The 18,761-nt window shown below is 65.5% G+C and carries 18 protein-coding genes; 12 read left to right on the top strand and 6 right to left on the bottom strand.

What is annotated here, in order from left to right:
- Positions 1–5: 5 nt before the first annotated feature.
- Genes L1080_RS21515 through L1080_RS21485 form a run of 7 tightly spaced genes read left to right on the top strand, consistent with a single transcriptional unit; the run spans position 6 to position 4,478 of the window.
- Entirely contained in the window at positions 6–923 is a 918-nt protein-coding gene (locus tag L1080_RS21515) for a NifU family protein (RefSeq protein WP_250772983.1), read from the top strand.
- Positions 923–1,564 carry a DUF5947 family protein gene (locus L1080_RS21510; protein WP_250772985.1) on the top strand — a complete coding sequence of 214 codons (642 nt, stop codon included), beginning with the start codon at positions 923–925 and terminating at the stop codon, positions 1,562–1,564. Before L1080_RS21515 ends, L1080_RS21510 begins: the two co-directional genes overlap by 1 nt.
- The gene (locus L1080_RS21505; RefSeq protein ID WP_159919132.1) at positions 1,561–2,208 is read left to right on the top strand and encodes a DUF6084 family protein; all 648 of its coding nucleotides are present in this window, start codon (positions 1,561–1,563) and stop codon (positions 2,206–2,208) included. The genes L1080_RS21510 and L1080_RS21505 overlap by 4 nt, the downstream gene beginning before the upstream one ends.
- The gene (locus L1080_RS21500) at positions 2,205–3,584 is read left to right on the top strand and encodes a hypothetical protein (RefSeq protein WP_250772987.1); all 1,380 of its coding nucleotides are present in this window, start codon (positions 2,205–2,207) and stop codon (positions 3,582–3,584) included. The genes L1080_RS21505 and L1080_RS21500 overlap by 4 nt, the downstream gene beginning before the upstream one ends.
- Positions 3,581–3,700, top strand: a complete 120-nt coding sequence (locus L1080_RS21495; protein WP_374434400.1) for a DUF6893 family small protein — start codon at positions 3,581–3,583, stop codon at positions 3,698–3,700. The genes L1080_RS21500 and L1080_RS21495 overlap by 4 nt, the downstream gene beginning before the upstream one ends.
- 7 nt (positions 3,701–3,707) lie before the next feature.
- Positions 3,708–4,214, top strand: a complete 507-nt coding sequence (locus tag L1080_RS21490; protein ID WP_250772994.1) for a hydrogenase maturation protease — start codon at positions 3,708–3,710, stop codon at positions 4,212–4,214.
- 3 nt (positions 4,215–4,217) lie between these two features.
- Positions 4,218–4,478 (top strand): HypC/HybG/HupF family hydrogenase formation chaperone, encoded by a 261-nt coding sequence (locus L1080_RS21485; RefSeq protein ID WP_109326721.1) that lies wholly within the window; start codon positions 4,218–4,220, stop codon positions 4,476–4,478.
- 19 nt (positions 4,479–4,497) lie between these two features.
- On the opposite strand, the gene treS is transcribed toward L1080_RS21485, so the two are convergent.
- The 5 genes from treS to L1080_RS21460 all read right to left on the bottom strand — a co-directional run bounded on the left by treS (position 4,498) and on the right by L1080_RS21460 (position 10,510).
- The gene (gene treS, locus L1080_RS21480) at positions 4,498–6,702 is read right to left on the bottom strand and encodes a maltose alpha-D-glucosyltransferase (RefSeq protein WP_250772996.1); all 2,205 of its coding nucleotides are present in this window, start codon (positions 6,700–6,702) and stop codon (positions 4,498–4,500) included.
- A 114-nt stretch (positions 6,703–6,816) separates the two neighbouring features.
- The gene (locus tag L1080_RS21475; RefSeq protein ID WP_159919137.1) at positions 6,817–7,128 is read right to left on the bottom strand and encodes a hypothetical protein; all 312 of its coding nucleotides are present in this window, start codon (positions 7,126–7,128) and stop codon (positions 6,817–6,819) included.
- Between the two features lie 183 nt (positions 7,129–7,311).
- The gene (gene upp, locus L1080_RS21470; RefSeq protein ID WP_250772998.1) at positions 7,312–7,941 is read right to left on the bottom strand and encodes a uracil phosphoribosyltransferase; all 630 of its coding nucleotides are present in this window, start codon (positions 7,939–7,941) and stop codon (positions 7,312–7,314) included.
- A 20-nt stretch (positions 7,942–7,961) separates the two neighbouring features.
- Positions 7,962–9,227: a URC4/urg3 family protein gene (locus tag L1080_RS21465; RefSeq protein ID WP_250773000.1), complete on the bottom strand. Its 1,266-nt coding sequence runs from the start codon at positions 9,225–9,227 to the stop codon at positions 7,962–7,964.
- Positions 9,224–10,510, bottom strand: coding sequence for a GTP cyclohydrolase II (locus L1080_RS21460; RefSeq protein WP_250773002.1), 1,287 nt, complete (start codon positions 10,508–10,510; stop codon positions 9,224–9,226). The genes L1080_RS21465 and L1080_RS21460 overlap by 4 nt, the downstream gene beginning before the upstream one ends.
- Positions 10,511–10,712: 202 nt before the next feature.
- Here L1080_RS21460 and L1080_RS21455 point away from each other — a divergent pair, with 202 nt between their 5' ends.
- The 4 genes from L1080_RS21455 (at position 10,713) to L1080_RS21440 (ending at position 15,375) form a co-directional block, all read left to right on the top strand.
- Complete coding sequence (locus tag L1080_RS21455) at positions 10,713–11,162, top strand: helix-turn-helix transcriptional regulator (RefSeq protein ID WP_159919141.1); 450 nt, start codon at positions 10,713–10,715, stop codon at positions 11,160–11,162.
- A 79-nt stretch (positions 11,163–11,241) separates the two neighbouring features.
- Positions 11,242–13,662: an ATP-binding cassette domain-containing protein gene (locus L1080_RS21450; RefSeq protein ID WP_250773004.1), complete on the top strand. Its 2,421-nt coding sequence runs from the start codon at positions 11,242–11,244 to the stop codon at positions 13,660–13,662.
- Between the two features lie 362 nt (positions 13,663–14,024).
- Positions 14,025–14,723, top strand: coding sequence for a M23 family metallopeptidase (locus tag L1080_RS21445; protein WP_250773164.1), 699 nt, complete (start codon positions 14,025–14,027; stop codon positions 14,721–14,723).
- A 43-nt stretch (positions 14,724–14,766) separates the two neighbouring features.
- Positions 14,767–15,375, top strand: coding sequence for a DUF2867 domain-containing protein (locus L1080_RS21440; RefSeq protein WP_250773006.1), 609 nt, complete (start codon positions 14,767–14,769; stop codon positions 15,373–15,375).
- Between the two features lie 192 nt (positions 15,376–15,567).
- Here L1080_RS21440 and L1080_RS21435 read toward each other — a convergent pair whose 3' ends face one another.
- The gene (locus L1080_RS21435; protein ID WP_250773008.1) at positions 15,568–16,080 is read right to left on the bottom strand and encodes a hypothetical protein; all 513 of its coding nucleotides are present in this window, start codon (positions 16,078–16,080) and stop codon (positions 15,568–15,570) included.
- Between the two features lie 983 nt (positions 16,081–17,063).
- Between L1080_RS21435 and L1080_RS21430 the strand changes: the two genes are divergently transcribed.
- The gene (locus tag L1080_RS21430; RefSeq protein ID WP_159919145.1) at positions 17,064–18,698 is read left to right on the top strand and encodes a ferritin family protein; all 1,635 of its coding nucleotides are present in this window, start codon (positions 17,064–17,066) and stop codon (positions 18,696–18,698) included.
- Positions 18,699–18,761: the final 63 nt, after the last annotated feature.

Genomic DNA, 18,761 nt, shown 5'->3' with positions numbered 1-18,761 from the left:
CAGGCATGGAGGAGGCTGGAGTAGACGGCCCCGATCGCTGGCGGACCGCCGGCGAAAGGATCGACGCCCTCCTGGACGCCAGTTCGGCGGGCGGCGCGGTTGCCCGTGAGCGCGCCGAGCAGCTTGTCCGGGAGGTCGTCGAACTGTACGGCGCGGGCCTGGAGCGGATGCTCGAGATCGTCGGTGAGCAGGACGGCGCATTGGTCGACCGGCTCGCCGCCGACGAACTCGTCGCCAGTTTGCTGTTGGTCAACGGTCTGCATCCCCACGACGTCGAGACGAGGGTGGCCACCGCGCTGGACAGTGTGCGTCCGTATCTGGGTTCACATGGCGGTGACGTCGAATTGCTCGGTGTCACAGACGGAGTGGTGCAACTGCGCCTCACGGGCAGTTGTCAGAGCTGCCCGTCTTCGGCGGTGACCTTGGAACTCGCTGTCAAGGACGCCGTGTATTCCGCCGCACCCGAGACGGTCGACATCGAAGTGGTCGGCGCGAAACCGGAGGCCGGGTCCGGGTTGATCGCCACGGAGTCGTTGTTCTCGCACGTCCATGCTCACGAGTCGGGAACCGGAACGTGGGTATCGGCGCCCGACATCGCGGACCTCGCGTCGGGGGAGGTCGGCGGTTTTTCGCTCGCGGGGTTGCCGGTGCTGGTGTGCCGGATCGGGGAGCAGCTGTTCGCGTTCCGTGACCGCTGCGCGGCGTGCACCAACTCACTGGCCGGGGCCACCCTGCAGCGGCGAGCAGGCGGCAAGGTCGGCGACGCCGTGCTCCGGTGTCCCACGTGCCGCGCGCATTTCGATCCCCGGGGCGCAGGGAAACGGCTCGACGGTGACCCCGAGGCCGAACCACTGGCTCCACTGCCGGTTCTGGTCCGTGACGGCGTGATCTCCGTGGCGGTACCGGCCGCGGAGGTGGCGTGATGGGTCCGTCCGGAAAAGGATTGAGGATTCTGCAGCGAATCGCCTCCCAACGTCCGCAAACCGTGGAAGGCGAACGGTGCGACATGTGTGCCGTCCCGATCGCCGACGCCCACCAGCACGTAGTGAACGTGTCGGAGAGACACCTGATGTGCGTGTGCCGCGGATGTTATCTGCTGTTCACCGACGACACGGCGGAGCTGCGTTTCCGCGCGGTACCCGACCGCTACCTGTCGTTCCCGAACTTCGCGCTGGCACCGGGGCGCTGGGACGAACTCGAGATTCCCGTAGGGCTCGCGTTCGTGTTCCGGAACTCCGCCCTGGGCAGGACGATCGCGTTCTATCCCGGGCCGGCCGGCGCCACCGAATCGGAACTTCCACTCGCCGCCTGGGACGACGTGCTCGCCGCCAACCCGGCGCTCACCCAGCTGTCGGCCGATACCGAAGCGCTGCTGTTGCGAGTGCCCGAGCACGGCGGCGAGGCCGAGTGTTTTCTCGTCCCGATCGACGCCTGCTACCAATTGGTGGGTGAACTTCGCCGGTTGTGGCGAGGATTCGACGGCGGCCAGGATGCCCGCCGCGCCATCGATACTTTCTTCGACACGGTACGGTCCCGGAGCCGCGTCGCGAAGGAGCCGTCGTGACGGAGCTGTCGTTCGACGTCGTGGAGGTGTTTCCCGAACCGTATGCCGTCGTCCCCAATCTCACTGCCCGCCTTCGGGTGGCGGAGACGACGGGTGCCGTGGTGCATGCCATGGCCCTCCGGTGTCAAGTGCGGCTCGATCCGCAGCGCCGTCGGTACACCGACCGGGAGGCCGAAGGGCTGCTCGACCTGTTCGGTCCGCGTGCGCGGTGGACAGCAACGTTGAAGCCTTTCCAGTGGATGGAGACCAGCACTGTCGCCCAGGGTTTCACCGGGTCGACCGTGGTGGACCTTCCGCTTCCGTGTACCTACGACTTCGAGGTGACGGCGTCGAAGTACCTGCACGCACTCGAAGCCGCAGATTCACCGATCCCGTTGATGTTCCTGTTCAGCGGCACCGTCTTCACCCGGGGCGTTGCCGGGTTCGGTGTCGAGCGAATTCCCTGGGACCGGGAGGCCACCTACGAACTTCCGGTGACCGTCTGGCGGGACCTCGTCCAGGCGCATTATCCGAACACGGGCTGGCTGCGCCTCGACCAGGACACGCTGGCGGCCCTCGCGCGGTACAAATCGTCGCACGGCCTGATCGGGTTGGATGTTGCCGTCTCGGATCTGCTGCAGGGAGCCGGGGAGGTGATCGCATGATCTCCCCGGCGTCCCTGCAGCGCGTGCGCGCCGTTGCCGACGCGGTGCTCTACGAGGGTTACCTGCTCTATCCGTATCGTGCGAGTTCGTCGAAGAACCAGTCACGATGGCAGTTCGGTGTCGTGGGGCCACCGGGCGCAGCGGATGCAGGTGTCGGCGAGGAATCGACGATGTCCTGTTCGACGTTGTTGCGGGCGGACGACAACGCGGCGGTCGGCATCACCCTCCGATTCCTGCAGCTGCAGGTGCGGTGCGTCGAACGGGCAACCGATGAGGCGGGCACCGAATTCGCCCGCGTCGACGAATTGACCGTCGACGGGACCAGCTGGCTCAGCTGGGACGAGGCGCTGGAACGTGAGTTCGACTTAGAGGCAGTGAGTCTCGCCGAATGCGGTGGTGGCCGACGTCTCGACGTCCACATCGACGGGGGCTCCGAGGCGGAGGAGCTGCGGAGAGCGGATGGGTCTCTCGCCGGTCGAGTTGTGCGTACCCGGTGGCCTGCAGACGCCGTCGTGACGGTGGACTGCGAAAACAGTGACGGGTTCACCCGGCTTCGGCTCGAGGTGGAGAACGTCACTACCGGCGACATCGGCCTGGACCGGGACGGTGCCATCCGCCACTCGTTGATCGGCGCGCATCTGATCCTCGCGGCAGAGGGCACGGACTTCGTGTCGCTACTCGAACCCCCGGCCGAGGCCGAACACCTGGCGTCCGCATGTACACAGCACCGGTGCTATCCCGTCCTCGCGGGGTTGCCGGGGGAAACCGACCTCGTGCTGGCGTCACCGATCATCTTGTACGACCACCCGGAGATTGCGGAGCAGAGCGACGGCGCCCTGTTCGATGCCACCGAGATCGACGAAATCCTTACTCTCCGCGTCATGACTCTCACCGAGGACGAGAAGCGTCAGGCCCGGGCCACCGACCCGCTCGCGGCGCGGATCATCGACCGCTGCGACGAGATGTCGCCGTCGACGCTCGCGCAGATGCACGGCATCCTGCGGGATCCGCACCTTCCGGACATGGGACTCGTCCCGGAACTGACCGACGACGTGCCGTGGTGGGACCCGGAGGCGGATACCGCGGTCCGGCCCGACGTCGACGGGGTGCTCGTCGACGGCGTGCGGGTAGCCAACGGAAGCGTGGTGCGGCTCCACCCGTCGCGCCGCGCCGACGCCCAGGATTTGTTCTTCGCCGGGCAACTCGCCCGGGTCGTCACCGTCCACGCCGACGTGGACGGTGACACGCACATCGGCGTCGTGTTGCAGGACGACCCGGCGTCGGACATGCACGAGTGGTACGGACGGTATCTGTACTTCGCCCCCGATGAGGTGGAGCCCATATCGACGGACACCGGAAAGGATGAACAGTCATGAAGATTCTCGGAGAGGTCACCACGGCGGCGTTGGCGATCCTGGCGGTCGCCGGAGTGGTGGCAGCAGTCGTCTCGCTACCCGACATCAAGCGGTATATGCGTATCCGGCAGATGTGAGCGCTCCATGACGGTGGACAGGCGAGTTCTTGTTGCCGGGGTGGGCAATATCTTTTTCGGAGACGACGGGTTCGGCCCCGAAGTGCTGCGCGTAGTCGCGTCCAGGCCGTTGCCGGCGGGTGTCCGCGCTGTCGATTTCGGCATCCGGGGAACTCATCTGGCCTACGAACTGCTCGACGGGTGGGGCGCGCTCCTCCTTGTCGACGCGGTTCCGAACCGAGGTGCCCCCGGCGCGCTCAGTGCCGTCGAAGTGCAGCCCGACTCCATTCCGGACGCCCCTCTCGACGCACACAGCATGGACCCCGCTGCCGTCTTCGCCAGCCTGCAGGCGTTGGGCGGCACCCTGCCGCGGACCGTGGTGCTCGGGTGTCAGGTCGAGAACACGGAGGAGGGCATCGGACTGTCGATACCTGTCCAGGCCGCCGTGGAGCCAGCCGTCGAGGCGGTGCTGGACGTGGTGAAGCAGCTGCTCGACGCCGGTGCCGCTCTGCAAGCGGAGGGAAAGGAGAGCTGAATCATGTGTCTCGGTATCCCCGGTCGCGTGGTGCGCATGCTTGAGGGTTACGGCAACCAGTTGGCCCTCGTCGATGTGGTCGGCGAGGAGCGGCGCGTCAACATCGGCATGCTCGACGACGACGTGCACCTGGAGCCCGGTGACTGGATCGTGATCCACATGGGGTTCGCCATGGAGAAGGTCGACGAAGCCGGTGCCGAGAGGGCGATGGCCGGACTGGAGATGATGGGGCGATCGCGGACGGCAGACGACGACCAGGCATGAACAGGGTTCTCTGGTCCGGTCACGGGATCAGTGTCTCGTCGCTGCGCGGGCCCTTCAGGATGACGGGGACTCCCTCGTACGCGTGCAGTGTCACCGGGAAGCTGTGGAGTTCGTCGACGGTCCCGACGAGTTCGTCGGTGAAGAGGTTGTACGCGGACGCACCGGCGGGTAGATGCTGCGATTGGACCGTTGCGGTGATCTCCTCGGAGGTGAAGTTCAAGACCGTCACCTGGGTGCTCATGTCAGCGAGTTGGTGCACCATGACCAGCAATCCCTTGTGAGAGACCGTCGGGACATCGATCTGCACGGCTGTCGCAATTCCGAAGCGATTTCGAACCTCGATGATGCGGGACAGCTTGCAGGCGAACGACTCCGGATTCCGTAGCTGCTCGGGCAGGGTGCCGTAGAGGCTGGTGGCCCGCGGAATCCCGGACTCCGATCGGGTGGCCTCCGGGTTGACGCCCATGAGGTCGTGGGCGCCGCGGTTGATCCACCTCGTGTCGCCCTCGCGGACGAGGTCGGCTACGTCGTCGACGGGTACCGGGAGCAGCCCGCACAGATCCCAGCCGGACAAGGCGAACACCCCGGGCTGAAGGGCGTTGTACATCGCGAGGAGGAGATGCGCGCGTTCGACCATGGCGACGTCGTCGGCCGTCATCCGGTCGAGGTCCCGGATTCCGAGCGTGGCCGTGATGACACTGGCTGTGGTGCAGGCAATTCCGTTGGTGGTGAAGGTGCGGTTGTACGGCGCCCATCGCCCGGTGAGACGTTCGCACAAGTCTTTACGGATGCGGTCACCGAGCTGGGAACCCTTGATCGGCTCACCGCCGTAGACGAATTCGTCGTCCTTGTGGAGGGTGGCGAAGTGCACCAGCTCGAACGTCAACTCGTCGTGGTTCTGCAGAGCATGGACGAGGGATGCGGTATCCACGCCGTGATCGCGCGCCAGATTCATGGTCAAGCGAAGAAATTCGGTGTTGCCCATGACCAGGGCATGGTGATAGGCGGGGCGGTTGATGAAGTCGTACGACAGGTCCGCGCCGCTGGTGCCCATCTCCTTGATGTCGTCGATGGTGAGGTTCAACTCCTGGAAGGTGAAGCCGCCCATCTTGCGGACGATGCTCGCGATCAGGTGATTGGCAGCTTCCGACAGTGGATGTCCTTCCGACCACCCCGGTCCTTCCGTTCGCCGTTCGACACCGAGGAAGCCATTGGCGTCGAGTCGCAGGGCCCCCGCCCCGAGGTCGGCCAGTGAATGGCAGGCATCTCCGATGACCAGGCGCATACCCGCGAAGGATGGATCGAGCCAGTTGATGGACGGCTGACCCGCCTTGAAATAGTGCAGATAGACCCAGCGCCGGTCGACGCCGTCTACTCCCGTGACGACGGGGGTGACGCTCCAGTTGGTCTCCTTGACACCGAGTTCGTAGAAGATCACGCGCTGGAGTTGGCCGATGATGTAGCCCGCACGCGCCAACTGGGCCTCGGTCTCGGCGTCGATGTTGATCGAGTCCCGGCCCTCCGGCACACGGGGGAGTAGGTGCCAGTCCGGGGGTTCTATCTCGATCATGTGGTAGATCCCCGGATAGTCTGCGTACGCCATCTCCGCCAGACGGAAATCCGCGCCCTTGCCGGTGTGGCCCGGGACGATGTCGTCGATGACGGTGCCGTCATACGCTGCGGCGACGACGCAGAGGCGACGGAACTCTTCCTCGGTGCCGAAGGCGGCATCGATCTGCATACTGATTCTGTCGAAGTGACCGTCCACCGACGGGGTGGACTGCCAGCCGTTGATGCCGCCGGCCTGCTTGACGGGCCCGGTATGGACTGCGGTCACACCGATCTGTGAAAAGGCCTGCCACAGGGCCTCGTCGCCGAGTGAGGCCAGGAAACTGGCGCCCGGAGCTGTGATGATCGATATGGGGTATGCGGTGAACCAGACGGGCGCACGCTCGACAGCCGCTCGCGGATTCGGGTCCGCGTACGGGTTCTGCCACATGCTGCCCTTACCGGACAGTTGCTCGGCGATCTGAGTTGCGTCATGAAGGATGGACTGCTTGATGAGCCAATCCACGTAGGCGGAATTCGACGGGTGCGCGTCACCGGACTGGGTGTCCACCCGCGGGCTACGCCGGACGGACGGACGTAGAGGTCGTGGTCGTGCTGGGTAGAACTGCTCGTCGTAGCTGACTTCACTGGGCTCGTGATGGACCTCAGGGTTCATGTTCCTCCGTCTGTTTCTCGGTAACCGGGTACCCGTCGATAGTGACGCACAATCGACGTTCTCGGTCCGAGTCACGTTCGAGGACGAAAGCCCTGACCCGGTAATGCCTCGATATCAGTGGGCGTGTCCGGAGGGGAAGTGGACCGACCCGTCACTACCTACGCAACCTCCCTGGACCGGTCCGCTGCCGAAGAAGACACTGTTGGACTGGCCGATGCTGTTTGGGGGAGCCGTTCCCACTCCACCGCCGGTAACCCCGATGGTCCCGCAGGAGTAACTGTGCTGATCGTGCGAGCGGACATTCAGTTGCGTGCCGGGAGTGGCGGGGTCTCCGTGAAGGGTAGGTCCCGCCGATGCGACGCCGGTGCCGAGCGCGACCGTGATCGCCGCCGCCGCAATAACCGTGCGCAGTACAAAACCGTTCATCTCTAGCTTCACCTCTGGTCCGATTGTGGCCGGCTTCCCCTGACCGGTTCGACGATGCCGGGCTCCCCCGCTCTGTGTTCCGTTTCCGATAGAACAATCATCATCCGAAACGCGCCCGGAATCATCCGCCCATCAGCACTAAAGCTGAGGCTGGATTCGAACTCGTCTGTGCAAGCGGCACGGTTACTTGGTGCCGAAGATCCGGTCGCCCGCGTCCCCGATGCCGGGCAGGATGTAGCCGTGCTCGTCGAGCTGCCGGTCGACAGCGGCGGTGTAGATCGGGACGTCGGGATGAGCATTCTGCAGGACGGCAATGCCTTCGGGACAGGTGACCAGGCAGACGAACTTGATGGTCTTGGGGCTGCATTCCTTCAGCCGCTCCACCGCCGCCACGGCGGAGTTGCCGGTGGCCAGCAACGGGTCGACGATCACCACGTCGCGCTCGTGCAGATCGCCGGGCATCTTGAAGTAGTACTCCACTGCCACGAGTGTCTTGGGATCGCGGTACAGACCGATATGGCCGACGCGCGCGCCCGGCACAATCGTCAGCATCCCGTCGAGGATTCCGGTGCCTGCGCGCAGGATGGAGACGAACACCAGCTTCTTGCCGTCGATCACCTTGCCGGTGGTGACTTCCATCGGCGTCTCGATGTCGATGTCCTGCATCGGAATGTCGCGCAGGACCTCGTAGGTCATCAACGCGGAGATCTCGTTGGCCAGTCGTCGAAAACTGTTGGTGGAGGCATCCTTACGGCGCATCATCGTGAGCTTGTGCTGTACCAGAGGGTGATCGATCACGTGCACTGTTCCCATGTATCCGTCCCCGTTTCGCTCTAGAAGACCGTGCCGTCGCTGACGATGGACAGCGGTGGCAGCCCACCTCTCGCCCGCTGGGACAGGGCGCGGCCTGCGGCCCAGGTGCCGCCCTCCAGGACGCAGGCCAGCGGAAGCTGTGTGGCGTCCAGGCCGAGCCGTCCGCGCACCAGCGGCGCCAGCTCGTCGAGGAGCGCGACCGTCAGCGCACGCCACTCGACCACCACTTCGTCGCCGGCCGTCCAGCGGCGTGCGGCCCAGGTCGGGTCGTGCAGGCGTAGTACCCCGGTGTCCAGCAGGAGACCGCCGTTGCGGTACTCGGGCAGGCCGGTCAGGGCGTCCAGCCCGACGACCCGCACGCCTGCCCACTCGAAGGGCTCCAGCAGCGAGTAGGTCAGCCACTGCGACAGCTTGTGGAACGGAATCCAGCCTCGGGTCAGGCCCGGCCCGACCACCGCCTCGTGGCGCCAGCAGTCGCCCAGGGGCTGACCGCCGATGACGTTGTCTGCCGGCCAGATGCCCGACAGCGACGTCAGAACGTGGGAAAGAATGTCGTGGGCCGCCACTGACGACGTGGCCGAGCCGTGCGGCTCTGTCAGCAGGTCGAACAGGCCACCCGGCCGCCCGTGCGGGCCGAACACCGCGGGTTGTGCGGCGAGTGCGTCGCCCAGCCGGCGCAGCAGGAGCACCCGGCCTTCGAGTCCTACCAACGGATTGGACGGGCCGACCTGAAAGAACTCGGCCAGCCGGTTGGTGTCCAGGCTCCGTAGCGCGGCCGCATCGACCTGCAGTGGGTGTTCCACGTCGCTCGAGAACAGGCCGCCGACGAACGCATGCCAGCTGGCGACACCCAGTCCCTCGGAACGGGCGAACCGCTGCCCGCCGGGCTCCTCGTCGTAATGCCAGTCGGGACCCGCCCCGGCATCGAGCAGCACGCTGACCACGGCCAGATCGATCATCGCGCGGGCGCGGGCCTGCACGTCCAGCCCGGCCAGCCGGGCATCGAGGTCGGCCTTGCGGTCGACGCCGCCGGCCTCGAAATGCCGCCAGCGACTGTGGTAGGGAATCGCCAGGTCCGGATAGCGCGCACGGGTCACGTCGACCACCTCGGCCGCGGCAGTCTGCAACGCGTCGTCGTGAACGCTGAACCAGCGCGAGCCGCCCTCGCGCGCGCGGCGCAGCAGTTGTCCTGAGCGTTCCCGCACAGCGGTCGTGGTGCGCAGCGCCGCGGCCGCGCCCTCCGCCCGCCCGGTGTCGACGTCGGGACCGACGCCGAGCATGCTCATTCGTCCAGCTCCCGGCCCTTGACCTTCGCCAGTTCGTCGGCGCTCGGCACCACGCCCGGCGTGAAGTAACCGGCCGCCATCTTGGCGTCGATTTCTACCCGCGCGTCGGCAGGGATCAGCTCGTCGGGCAGGTCCACCCGTTCCCCGACCTCGATGCCCGAGCCCGTGATGGCGTCGTACTTCATGTTGCTCATCGAAACCAGGCGGTGAATCTTGCGCACCCCCAGCCAGTGCAGCACGTCGGGCATCATCTCCTGGAAGCGCATGTCCTGCACGCCGGCGACACATTCGGTGCGGGCGAAGTACTGGTCCGCGGTGTCGCCGCCCACCTGACGTTTGCGGGCGTTGTAGACCAGGAACTTGGTCACCTCACCCAGCGCGCGGCCCTCCTTGCGGGAGTAGGACACCAAGCCGACCCCGCCGTGTTGCGCACCTTGGATGCATTCCTCGATCGCATGCGTCAGGTACGGGCGGCAGGTGCAGATGTCGGAGCCGAAGACGTCGGAGCCGTTGCATTCGTCGTGCACGCGCGCCGTCAGCTCCACGGCAGGATCGGCCAGATCGCGTGGGTCGCCGAAGATGTACACGGTCTGCCCACCGATCGGCGGCAGGAACACCTCGAGATCCGAGCGGGTCACGAGTTCGGGGTACATGCCCCCGGTCTCCTCGAACAGCACGCGGCGCAGATCCGACTCGCTACAGTGGAAGCGCTCCGCTACACCCGGCAGGTGCCAGACAGGTTCGATCGCCACCTTGCTGACCAGCGCAGCACCGTTGGAGAACAGGAAGCGGCCGTCCGGGCGCAGGCGGCCTTTCTGTATGGCATCCATGATCTCCGGAAGCATGACGTGTGCCTTGGTCACGGCGATGCTGGGGCGGATGTCGTGGCCGGCTGCCAACTCGGCCGCGAATACCTCCGCCACCATGGCGCCCCACGGGTCGAGGCTCACGATTTTGCCGGGCTCGCTCCACTGCGGGTACGGGCCGATGATGTTGGTAGGCGCGGTGTTCGTGAGGTCGGCCTTGTGGTGGCGCGACAGCGCGCCGGCCGCGACCGCCAGCGCCCGGTAGATGCTGTAGGAGCCGCTGTGCGTGCCGACCACGTTGCGGTGGGCGCGATTGGTGGTGGTGCCGACCACCGGTCCGCGCTCGGCAGCCGTGGGAGCGCCCCATCGAATCGGCAGGGACCCGACGCCGCCGCTGTGCGACGTCAATCGGATGTGCCCGCTGGCGGTTTCGGGCGTGGCAGGCGACGGTGTGGTGGGGACGACTTCAGCGGACATGGCGTTCCTCCGTAACGACGGCCCGGCGACGAGGCGCGCCTCCGGAACGTTTCTCCCGCGCCCGGACGCTGCCGGCCACCGGAGACGCAAGCATAGCTATTTGCAGCGACTATCGCGTGGCGTGCACGTCCGCCGGGTCTGCCGTTCCGGCTGGATTGGTGGGCACTGGGCAACTGCGGTGCGGCGTGGCACGATCGAGCAGGTGACCAGCAGACCCGCCTCAGCGCAGCACCTGCAGGACCTTGCACGTCTGCGCCGCGTTCGCGACCGGATCGACAGGGAGTACGCGCAGCCGCTGGACGTCGAGGCGCTCGCCCGCGGTGTGAACATGTCGGCGGGGCACCTCAGCCGCCAGTTCCGGCTGGCCTATGGCGAGTCGCCGTATTCCTATCTGATGACGCGGCGTATCGAACGCGCGATGGCGCTGCTGCGTCGTGGCGACCTCAGTGTCACCGAGGTGTGTTTCGCGGTCGGCTGTTCTTCGCTGGGTACCTTCAGCACCCGCTTCACCGAGCTGGTCGGTGTTCCGCCGAGCGTCTATCGCCGCGAGGCGGAGCACGCGACGGCGGGGATGCCGTCCTGCGTGGTGAAACAGGTGACCAGACCGATCAGGAATCGAGAAGCGTCGGCACCCGAGCCACAGCTAACGTGACTGCGGCATCGAGTGGATGCGCGCGCACGACGCTGACGGAGACCGCGAGGGGCGGCCCGCGGAACCGAGGGGAGACACGATGAGCACGGCGACGAGGACGGACAGGGCGGGGCGAGCGCAGCGAGGGGACAACTCGGAGTCGCCGGCGCAGCATCGTGCCGACAGCCACGATCTGATCCGCGTGCAGGGTGCGCGGGTGAACAACCTTCAGAACATCAGCGTCGAAATCCCGAAACGCAGGCTGACGGTGTTCACCGGTGTGTCCGGCTCCGGCAAGAGTTCCCTGGTGTTCAGTACGATCGCCGCGGAGTCGCAGCGGATGATCAACGAGACCTACAGCGCCTTCGTTCAGGGCTTCATGCCGACGCTTGCCCGGCCGGACGTCGACGTACTCGACGGGCTGACGACCGCGATCATCGTCGACCAGCAGCGGATGGGCGTCGACCCCCGCTCCACCGTCGGCACTGCCACCGACGCCAATGCGATGCTCCGAATCCTGTTCAGCCGGCTCGGAAAGCCGCACATCGGCTCGCCCCAGGCGTACTCGTTCAACGTCGCCTCGATCTCGGGTGCGGGCGCGGTCACCATCGAGCGCGGCGGCCAGCAGACGAAGGAACGGCGCAGCTTCAGCATCACCGGCGGCATGTGTCCGCGCTGCGAGGGCAGGGGCTCGGTCACCGACTTCGACCTGTCCGCTCTCTACGACGACAGCAAGTCACTCAACGAGGGTGCGCTCACGATCCCCGGCTACAGCATGGAGGGCTGGTACGGCCGCATCTACCGCGGCTGCGGGTATTTCGACCCCGACAAGCCGATCCGCAAGTACACCAAGAAGGAACTGCACGACCTGCTCCACCGGGAGCCGACCAAGATCAAGGTCGAGGGCATCAACCTGACGTACACGGGGCTGATCCCGCAGATACAGAAGTCGTTCCTGTCCAAGGACGTCGACGCGATGCAACCGCACATCCGCGCGTTCGTCGAGCGGGCGATCACGTTCACCACCTGCCCCGACTGCGACGGCACCCGCCTCAGTGCGGCCGCGCGATCGTCGAAGATCAAGGGCATCAACATCGCCGACGCGTGCGCGATGCAGATCAGCGACCTCGCGGTGTGGGTACGCGGTGTGAAGGAACCGTCGATGGCGCCCCTGTTGGAGAAGTTGGGCGCAACCCTCGACTCGTTCGTCGAGATCGGGCTGGGCTACCTGAGCCTCGACCGGCCGTCCGGCACGTTGTCGGGCGGTGAAGCGCAGCGCACCAAAATGATTCGCCACCTCGGGTCCTCGCTGACCGACGTCACCTACGTCTTCGACGAGCCCACCACAGGCCTGCACCCGCACGACATCGACCGAATGAACGACCTGCTGCTGCGTCTGCGGGACAAGGGCAACACGGTGCTCGTCGTGGAGCACAAGCCGGAGACGATCGTGATCGCCGATCACATCGTCGACCTCGGCCCTGGCGCCGGTACCGCCGGTGGGCACGTCTGCTTCGAGGGCACCGTCGAGGGCCTGCGAGCCAGCGACACCATCACCGGCCGTCATTTCGACGACCGGGCCGTGCTGAAGGAATCGGTGCGCACCTCCACCGACTCGCTCGAAATTCGGGGTGCGAACGCCCACAATCTGCAGAACGTCGACGTCGACGTACCGCTCGGCGTGCTGGTCGTGGTGACCGGTGTCGCCGGGTCGGGGAAGAGCTCACTGATCCACGGCTCGTTGGCCAAGCGGGACGGCGTGGTGTCGGTGGACCAGGGCGCCATCCGCGGCTCGAGGCGCAGCAACCCGGCGACGTACACCGGATTGCTCGATCCGATCCGCAAGGCCTTCGCGAAGGCCAACGGCGTCAAGCCTGCATTGTTCAGCGCCAACTCCGAGGGCGCCTGCCCCACCTGCAACGGCGCCGGTGTCATCTTCACCGACCTGGCGATGATGGCCGGTGTCGCCACCACCTGCGAGGAGTGCGAGGGGAAGCGGTTCCAGGCTGCGGTGCTCGACTACCACCTCGGTGGCCGCGACATCAGTGAAGTGCTCGCAATGTCCGTGGCCGAGGCCGAGGAATTCTTCGGCGACGGGGAGGCGAAGAACCCGGCCGCGCATAAGATCCTCGTCCGGCTCGCCGACGTCGGGCTCGGTTACCTGGCGCTCGGCCAGCCGCTCACGACGCTGTCGGGCGGCGAGCGGCAACGACTCAAGTTGGCTACCCACCTGGCGGAGAAGGGTGGTGTGTACGTCCTCGACGAGCCGACCGCCGGCCTCCACCTCGCGGACGTCGAGCAGTTGCTCGGCCTGCTCGACCGGCTGGTCGACTCCGGCAAGTCGGTCATCGTCATCGAGCACCACCAAGCAGTGATGGCGCACGCCGACTGGATCATCGACCTCGGCCCCGGCGCCGGTCACGATGGCGGCACGATCGTTTTCGAAGGCACGCCGACCGATCTGGTCGCCGCCCGCTCCACACTGACCGGCGAGCACCTCGCGGCCTACGTCGGCGCCTGACCGAGTTACGCGGAACACCGACGGCGGGGATGTCTCGTTCCCGCCTGTCGGAGCCGTATCCGACGTCGATCCTGTGACCTAACTGTGAGGTCAGTCACCGCTTTTGCGTGACAGTTGGTGTCGATTGGTGCCTACGGGACTGGTGTTCCAACAAAATTTCATGAATCGGCGTTGGCCAGGACGGGCTTGTCAAATCGACGCGCCGTAACCTGTCGAACGCGTAGTAGCCTGTGACGAAACCGTGATCAATTCGTTACCGGTTACCCCGCTCGACAGAGGAATCTGGTTTGTCTCGACACCGGAAAATCGACCCAGCACCGCGCGCCCTACGGCGCCGCCACCTGAAGACCGTTCGCGGCCGACTGATAGCAGTCCCGCTTGCCGCCAGTGCATTGCTCGTGGCCGGGAGCACGATCGCGTCCGCGACCACCGGCGATGTGGCCGTCGGCATCGCGCCTACCGCTGCGGAGGCGGGCGTGTCGCTCTCGATGGCACCCCAGGTCTTGCAGTTCCCGCGTACGGAACTCACCGACTTCACCGACGAGCTGCAGCAGGCAACCCAGCGTGAGGTCGAGCGGATCGAGCGGGCGAGGGCCGAGGCCGAGCGGCTTGCCCGCGAGGCCGCCGAACGAGCTGCCGCTGAGGAAGCCGCGCGTCGACCGGGTGTCATCTTCCCGACCGACGGTACTTTCACGTCGGGCTTCGGCCCGCGGTGGGGCACGAACCACAACGGCATCGATATCGCCAACTCCATCGGCACCCCGATCAAGGCCGTCACCAACGGCACCGTGATCGAGTCGGGTCCGGCGTCGGGGTTCGGGCAGTGGGTCCGCCTGCAGCAGGACGACGGCACCATCGGCGTGTACGGCCACATCGACAGGTCCCTCGTATCGGTCGGGCAGCAGGTCCGCGCGGGCGATCACATCGCCACCATGGGCAACCGTGGTCAGTCGACCGGACCTCACCTGCACTACGAGGTGTGGACGGCCAACGGCGCCAAGATCGATCCCGTCGGCTGGTTCAGCTCGCGCGGAGTGTCCGTTCCCGGACACGGCGGCTGAGACACGCGTATACAGACGTTGTCGCGCATCCTACGATGCGCAGATGAGACTGCCGAAGAGCGCGCACACATCTCAGCCCTGGCGAATCCACGAATTCACCCGTGACTTCCGGCTCGAGGACGTGTGGGCTCTACCGACACCCGGTGGTCCGGACGACTTTCCCCGGCTGGTGCAGGTAGTCATAGCCTTCGACCCGATGCGGCGCGGGCCGTGGCCGATGCGCCTGTTGTTCGCGATTCGGTTCGAGCTCGGCAAGGTGTTCGGGATTGACGATCAGGACGCCGGTTCACGTGTGCCCGCTCCCACACTCGCCGATCGGTTGCCGGACGACCTGCGTGCGAGCTCGGGCGGCCCCGGCCCCGGCCCCACCACTGACACGCTGCCGTTCACCTCGCTGTACCAACTCGACGACGAGTGGGCGCTCGAAACAGTCAACCGGACCGTGCACGGAATTCTCCATGTCGGCTGGGTGCCCGACGGGGCGGGCGGTTACCGCGGCCAAATGGCCATACTCGTGAAACGGAACGGGAAGCTCGGGGCCGCCTACATGGCATCGATCAAGCCGTTCCGGCATGTGATCATCTACCCACTCATGATGCGGGAGTTCGGGCGGGCATGGCGGGCAAGCGCTGAGCGCCGAAAAAAGCGATGAGACCGGATCCGACGAACAACAGCACTCCGGCGGCGCGCTGAGCCCCGCGTCGAAGCTGTGGAACCCGTAGTCCCACAACAGGTAGTAGATGTTGGTCATCGGTTTCGAGCGCTGTGAATTCGCTGGGAATCGCCACGGTGCTGGTCTGGTCCCCGCTCTGCGCGAATACCGCGAAGCAGGCGTGAACGTGGGTCATTTCGTGTCGCGCACAGTAGCGGATGCCTGCCGTGCGAGCTTGACGACATCGGCTGTGTCGCCGTCGAGGAGGGCCTGCCTAAGAGTGCGGTCGTCGAGTTCTGGTTGTTGGCTCGACATCCACGATGCGATGGTCCAGGCCTGGACGTCGGCGGACGGCCAAGCCTTCAGGACGTCTTTGATCCCTCGGATCGGGACGTGGGGCGCGGTGTCGGTCAATCCGCCTGACCAGTAGCCGATCGTCCCGTCGGCGGCGGTCAGACGTAGTACGCGAGATTCCTTGACTGCTTGGCTGAGGGCCTGCTTCGTCCAGCCGGTGGCGTCGACTGCCTGCTTGTGGGTCAAGGTCGCGCCGATGTGGTTCTCCCATGCGCGACGTGCCTCGAGGTTCGAGAGCACGTTCTTCACGCCGGCGGCGACGTAGCTGGCGTCGACCTCGTCGAGCTGCTCCGAGGCCATCCCGCTGGCGTTGAGCTGATCGTCGACGACCTTCTTGAGTGGTGTACTCATGTCACCAAGGTCCTCGGTCAAGTAGGTCAGGTCAAGGGGTCAAGCAAAGCGCGCTGTCCCAGCAATCCTTCGGCCTTGTGTTCGTTGAACGCCGCTCGGAATCGGCGGCGACCGACAGAACTCGTGAGTTCATGGTGAGAAAACGTGCTGCATGTCGCGGCGGTCATGTCCTCGAGGCCGAGCCCATCGGCGGTGATCCGTCGTTCGGTCGAGTACATCTGTGCCAGCGCAGCAAGAACCGATCGTGATCTTTGCAGTCGGTCGTGCGGGGCGACCGACATGACTGCGATGGCAGCATGTGATAGAAGGGATATCTCCGCGGCATGGCGCGACGGCCCCCCCGAAACCCTGTACCCAGTTCAGGGATCGTGCAGTGGACACCGTCGGGCATCTGCAACGATGTCCGGTCTGGATGATTCGCAGGCCGCGGCCACCGTTCGAGCTGAATCCCCCCGCGGCGCCGCAGTCGGCATACTCCCGGTGCACCGTCGAGAATGATGAAATCAGTGAGCGATTGGCGGGCGGCGCGCAACATTCGGAACGTAATCCTCTGCGGTCCAGAAGAACTAGCCAATCCGAAACATCGGCGGCACCCAATGCCACTGGTGCGGAGTAAGTCTCCACGGAGAACGTGTGAGTGCGTCGAATTACCTCACCTCCGCGTCTTGGAATGTTGTCAGTTGCGAGATCCGCGCGGGAGTGGGGCAGTTCATCCGCCGAGGGGGAGCGATGTGGGATGACAACTGCTTGCAGTGGAACGAACGCTCAACGGGTGGGCCACCCCCGATGACCGCCATCCTTCGCCGAAACGTAAACCCTCACAGGTCCGTCATGTCGAAGAGCTGAGTGCGGACGCCCGACACCGCCTCAATGTGACGCCCGTCTCACACTGAGACGCTCGTGAGCTGGATTACGCGGTTGAATCAATCGCACAACGTCCCCACCGCCGGCACTCGGCCGGCACCCGATACAGGAGGCGCACATTGAGTAGGCAAAGCTTGACAAAGGCCCACGCGAAGATCACCGAACTGTCATGGGATCCGACCTTCGCGACCCCGGCCACCCGGTTCGGCACCGACTACACCTTCGAGAAGGCTCCGAAGAAGGACCCTCTCAAGCAGATCATGCGGTCGTACTTCCCGATGGAGGAAGAGAAGGACAACCGCGTGTACGGCGCCATGGACGGCGCCATCCGCGGCAACATGTTCCGCCAGGTTCAGCAGCGCTGGCTCGAATGGCAGAAGCTGTTCCTGTCGATCATTCCGTTCCCGGAAATCTCGGCCGCCCGTGCGATGCCGATGGCCATCGACGCCGTGCCGAACCCGGAGATTCACAACGGGCTCGCGGTGCAGATGATCGACGAGGTTCGGCACTCGACGATCCAGATGAACCTCAAGAAGCTGTACATGAACAACTACATCGATCCCGCCGGGTTCGATATGACGGAGAAGGCGTTCGCGAACAACTACGCCGGCACCATCGGCCGTCAGTTCGGCGAAGGCTTCATTACCGGCGACGCGATCACCTCGGCGAACATCTACCTGACCGTGGTTGCCGAAACTGCGTTCACGAACACCCTGTTCGTGGCCATGCCCGACGAGGCCGCCGCCAATGGTGATTACCTGCTGCCCACTGTGTTTCACTCGGTGCAGTCCGACGAATCACGACACATCTCCAACGGTTACTCGATCCTGTTGATGGCCCTCGCCGACGAGCGCAACCGTCCCCTGCTCGAACGCGACTTGCGGTACGCGTGGTGGAACAACCATTGCGTCGTCGACGCCGCGATCGGCACCTTCATCGAGTACGGCACCAAGGACCGTCGCAAGGACCGGGAAAGCTACGCCGAGATGTGGCGGCGGTGGATCTACGACGATTACTACCGCAGCTACCTCATCCCGCTCGAAAAGTACGGCCTGACCATCCCGCACGACCTGGTCGAAGAGGCGTGGAAGCGGATCACCGAAAAGGGTTACGTCCACGAGGTAGCGCGTTTCTTCGCCACCGGGTGGCCGGTCAACTACTGGCGGATCGATGCGATGACCGACAAGGACTTCGAGTGGTTCGAGCACAAGTACCCGGGCTGGTACTCGAAGTACGGCAAGTGGTGGGAGGAGTACAACCGCCTCGCCTACCCGGGACGCAACAAGCCGATCGCGTTCGAGGAGGTCGGGTACCAGTACCCGCACCGCTGCTGGACGTGCATGGTGCCCGCGCTCATCCGTGAGGACATGGTCGTGGAGAAGGTCGACGAGCAGTGGCGGACCTACTGCTCGGAGACCTGCTACTGGACCGACGCCGTCGCGTTCCGCAGCGAGTACCAGGGCAAGCCGACTCCGAACATGGGGCGGCTCACCGGCTTCCGTGAATGGGAGACCCTGCATCACGGTAAGGACCTCGCTGACATCGTGCAGGACCTGGGTTATGTCCGCGACGACGGCAAGACCCTCGTCGGTCAGCCGCACCTGCACCTGGACGACCCGAAGAAGTTGTGGACTCTCGACGACGTCCGCGGCAACACGTTCCAGAGCCCGAACGTGCTCTTGAACGAGATGTCGGACGCCGAACGCAACGCGCACATTGCCGCGTACCGCGCCGGCGGCGCAGTTCCGGCCTGATTCAGGCCCGGCGGGTGGCGCCGCGGCCACTTCCGGCGCCACCCGCCGCCTCACCATTCACTT

Source organism: Rhodococcus sp. MSC1_016, from assembly GCF_023667485.2.
Classification (GTDB): Bacteria; Actinomycetota; Actinomycetes; order Mycobacteriales; family Mycobacteriaceae; genus Rhodococcus_F; species Rhodococcus_F oxybenzonivorans.
This window is presented reverse-complemented; position numbering and strand designations above follow the sequence as displayed.

Coding starts and splice junctions, on each gene's coding strand:
- L1080_RS21485 (WP_109326721.1), top strand. CDS start 4,218: ATGTGTCTCGGTATCCCCGGTCGCGTGGTGCGCATGCTTGAGGGTTAC.
- upp (WP_250772998.1), bottom strand. CDS start 7,941: ATGGGAACAGTGCACGTGATCGATCACCCTCTGGTACAGCACAAGCTC.
- L1080_RS21510 (WP_250772985.1), top strand. CDS start 923: ATGGGTCCGTCCGGAAAAGGATTGAGGATTCTGCAGCGAATCGCCTCC.
- L1080_RS21495 (WP_374434400.1), top strand. CDS start 3,581: ATGAAGATTCTCGGAGAGGTCACCACGGCGGCGTTGGCGATCCTGGCG.
- L1080_RS21450 (WP_250773004.1), top strand. CDS start 11,242: ATGAGCACGGCGACGAGGACGGACAGGGCGGGGCGAGCGCAGCGAGGG.
- L1080_RS21490 (WP_250772994.1), top strand. CDS start 3,708: ATGACGGTGGACAGGCGAGTTCTTGTTGCCGGGGTGGGCAATATCTTT.
- treS (WP_250772996.1), bottom strand. CDS start 6,702: ATGAACCCTGAGGTCCATCACGAGCCCAGTGAAGTCAGCTACGACGAG.
- L1080_RS21500 (WP_250772987.1), top strand. CDS start 2,205: ATGATCTCCCCGGCGTCCCTGCAGCGCGTGCGCGCCGTTGCCGACGCG.
- L1080_RS21465 (WP_250773000.1), bottom strand. CDS start 9,227: ATGAGCATGCTCGGCGTCGGTCCCGACGTCGACACCGGGCGGGCGGAG.
- L1080_RS21515 (WP_250772983.1), top strand. CDS start 6: ATGGAGGAGGCTGGAGTAGACGGCCCCGATCGCTGGCGGACCGCCGGC.
- L1080_RS21435 (WP_250773008.1), bottom strand. CDS start 16,080: ATGAGTACACCACTCAAGAAGGTCGTCGACGATCAGCTCAACGCCAGC.
- L1080_RS21460 (WP_250773002.1), bottom strand. CDS start 10,510: ATGTCCGCTGAAGTCGTCCCCACCACACCGTCGCCTGCCACGCCCGAA.
- L1080_RS21440 (WP_250773006.1), top strand. CDS start 14,767: ATGAGACTGCCGAAGAGCGCGCACACATCTCAGCCCTGGCGAATCCAC.
- L1080_RS21475 (WP_159919137.1), bottom strand. CDS start 7,128: ATGAACGGTTTTGTACTGCGCACGGTTATTGCGGCGGCGGCGATCACG.